Below are 2,512 nucleotides of genomic sequence, written 5' to 3'. Positions count from 1 at the left end.
TAAATTGCGCACCAATTTTGCAATTTCACATCAATAAAGCCAGTAACCGCGCGGGGTCGAGGATGGTTTGCGCATTGGTATCCGTTTCGTTTTGCGCAGATTTTTTGTGAACTGCGCAATTCGCAATTTACTGCGCAATATTCGGGTTTCGTATTTGGAGGATTTTTCACTTTGCGTACTGCGTTCGACTGTAGAAACCCAGCGATAATGCGGCTTACACGCTGGTACGCAATTGCGAATCGGTTTCGTATCACGCAATTAAAACTTAGGAAATCTTAGGAATCCTTATCAAAACTTATCATCTCCGTGGTGCTACTAACTGCGAATGGACTACACCAGAGCCAGCAATATCAAGCCTCTCCGCTATTTTGCGAATTCGCATTGCCGCCGCCAGAATTCGTCAGGCGGTACGCGCCTTTAATGCGCAGTTTTGCTGCGTACCTGACTGCGTACTGCGAACCAATGGCGCGAACCAGAATATTTTTGACAACCTAAATCACGTTCTGGCTTCCAGCCCACGGCTGGCGCAGGTTTAGCGCTACTAGGGTTTAAAATCTGTCAAGAACAGTCCAGAATTTACAGCCGTTCTGGTGCGAACCTTACTGCGAACTGTCGCTCCCGCTGGTGGTCTGTCGTTGCTTCTTACCACCATTTAACCGGAAGGCGTTACCGTTCGGTTGCGCTATCCCCATGCGGTGTTGTGTCTCAGTGACTGCTTTATGCAGATCGCCGTAATCATCGGTTTTCACTGGCGGGCGCTTCACGTTCGTCAGACACGTATCACGTCGCTGCTTTACCCATTCCCGATCATCGTCCTCAGCACAAAGCATCATGACTTCCTGCCAGCGCGTCGCAGCCCTACGATACAGCCCCTTTGCCTCCAAAGCCTCGGCTTTGCTGTCGTTTACCATGTTTATCTCCCTCAGAATGGCGCTTCATCGTCGAATGGTGGGCGCTGGTCGTATTCATCACGGGATGGCTGCTGCGCACGTCTGAGCGCGTCCGTCGCCTGTCCCTGCTGTCCCGCCTTCCCGCCGGGACGTACCGTTCTGGCGCTGATCACACTGTCTGCAATCACCTGATACCCGGTCTGTATGCCACCGTCCTGCCCTGTCCACTGGTTCACCTGCATATTGCCAGCCACGCTAACAAGGTCGCCTTTCTGGTGCTTCGCCAGCGCATCGGCCTGCTTACCAAAGGCAATAACACCCAGCCAGAAGGTTGACTCTCCGGCCTCTGCCGCATTGCAGGGAAGCGATACAGCCAGCCGTGCCATAGCCATGTTGCTACCGTTCGTAGTGGTGCGGGTCTGGGGATCTGCCACCAGCCGCCCGTATGCTGAAATTTGTGCTGTCATTGTTACCTCACCGGATTATTAGTTTTGCTAATGACGATTTCTTAACGTGGGACACCTGCCGATTTTTTTCATAGTAAGCAGAAATAGTGTTGTCTCAGTTGTCTTTGTTGTCTCACGGCGCTACAGGCCGCGTCACGTCTGGATTTTGCCGAGACAACATTGATGATTTTTGTGTTGTCTCACGCAGGGTAAATGTTGTCTCACTGCCAGCCAGGCAAAAAATCACACTTTCACTATGTTGTCTCAAAACAGCTAAATGTTGTCTCGCTGTTGTCTCAGGAAATGAAATAAAAACCTTATAAATCAATCAAATTTACAAACTGAGACAACAAAGACAACTGAGACAACACTAAAACTACGTATGTGAAAAAGGATCACTCCTCTGGCTGGGTGGTTTCCTCTGCCATGAAGTTGAGCACATAAACGCGGATTTGCCTGCCATCCTCTCGCACACGCCCCTGATAACCTCTGCCGCTGGTCGGCGGGGTGAGCATCCCGACGCGTTTAAGTACCTCGGCAAACTGTTTGGCATTGAATCCCCGCGCTATCTCCTGCTCGAAGGTCGCCGGGAAGGTGTAGAAAATTATCGGGTCGCTGTCGTGATTTCCCTTCTTCCTGTACCCGGCTAAATCGCGGATCGGTAAATCACGGGGGTCATAACCCAGCGGCGCGTAGCGGCTCAGGCCATGAGCATTCAAAAACGCCTCCGTCTGCTCAATTATCTGCTGGTGCTCTTTGTTGCCCGTGCCGAACTCGCGCAGCCAGGCATTGTAGCTGTGCTGTATCGCATCACGGCACGTCTGATCGTCCCATCCGGTAACAACCTCACCCAGCAATAAAGCCGCCTCCAGAATGGCAAAACGTGCGGCCACGCGGTGTACCTGCTCGCCATAGTCAGCAGGAATAAGGCTGCGCCAGCGGGTTTCACAGTCACGAACGGTATCAATGGCCTGCTGCTGGTGGTCTGCCAGCCACCCGATCCACTCCCGCCCGGCAGCGCCGTGATGGTGCTGGTAAGCGTCTTTCAGCGCGTCGGCGTGCTGTTTGCCGTTCTGGTGGTCGTGGAAGCGCACCGCCTTACTCAGCGGGATATTCAGCAGGCGCACCAGTTGCCCGGCTTTGGTCTTGCGTCCGGCGGTGGCGATGAAGGTTTCT

Annotated in this window: 2 protein-coding genes and 1 pseudogene; all 3 read right to left on the bottom strand. The window is 52.9% G+C overall.

From position 1 onward, the window contains the following. Window positions 1–599 precede the first annotated feature (599 nt). Entirely contained in the window at window positions 600–911 is a 312-nt protein-coding gene (locus tag HX884_RS26075) for a PerC family transcriptional regulator (protein ID WP_047721951.1), read from the bottom strand. Window positions 912–922: 11 nt separating this feature from the next. Continuing rightward, window positions 923–1,357, bottom strand: coding sequence for a single-stranded DNA-binding protein (locus HX884_RS26070; protein WP_103786842.1), 435 nt, complete (start codon window positions 1,355–1,357; stop codon window positions 923–925). A gap of 374 nt (window positions 1,358–1,731) precedes the next feature. Continuing rightward, window positions 1,732–2,512: pseudogene (locus HX884_RS26065) on the bottom strand (DUF927 domain-containing protein); the annotation flags it as partial.

This window comes from Enterobacter sp. SECR19-1250, assembly GCF_013391025.1.
In the GTDB taxonomy this organism is placed as follows: domain Bacteria; phylum Pseudomonadota; class Gammaproteobacteria; order Enterobacterales; family Enterobacteriaceae; genus Enterobacter; species Enterobacter cloacae.
Note: the sequence above shows the minus strand (reverse complement) of the source record. Positions and strands in the feature narration are given on the sequence as shown.

Coding starts and splice junctions, on each gene's coding strand:
- HX884_RS26075 (WP_047721951.1), bottom strand. CDS start 911: ATGGTAAACGACAGCAAAGCCGAGGCTTTGGAGGCAAAGGGGCTGTAT.
- HX884_RS26070 (WP_103786842.1), bottom strand. CDS start 1,357: ATGACAGCACAAATTTCAGCATACGGGCGGCTGGTGGCAGATCCCCAG.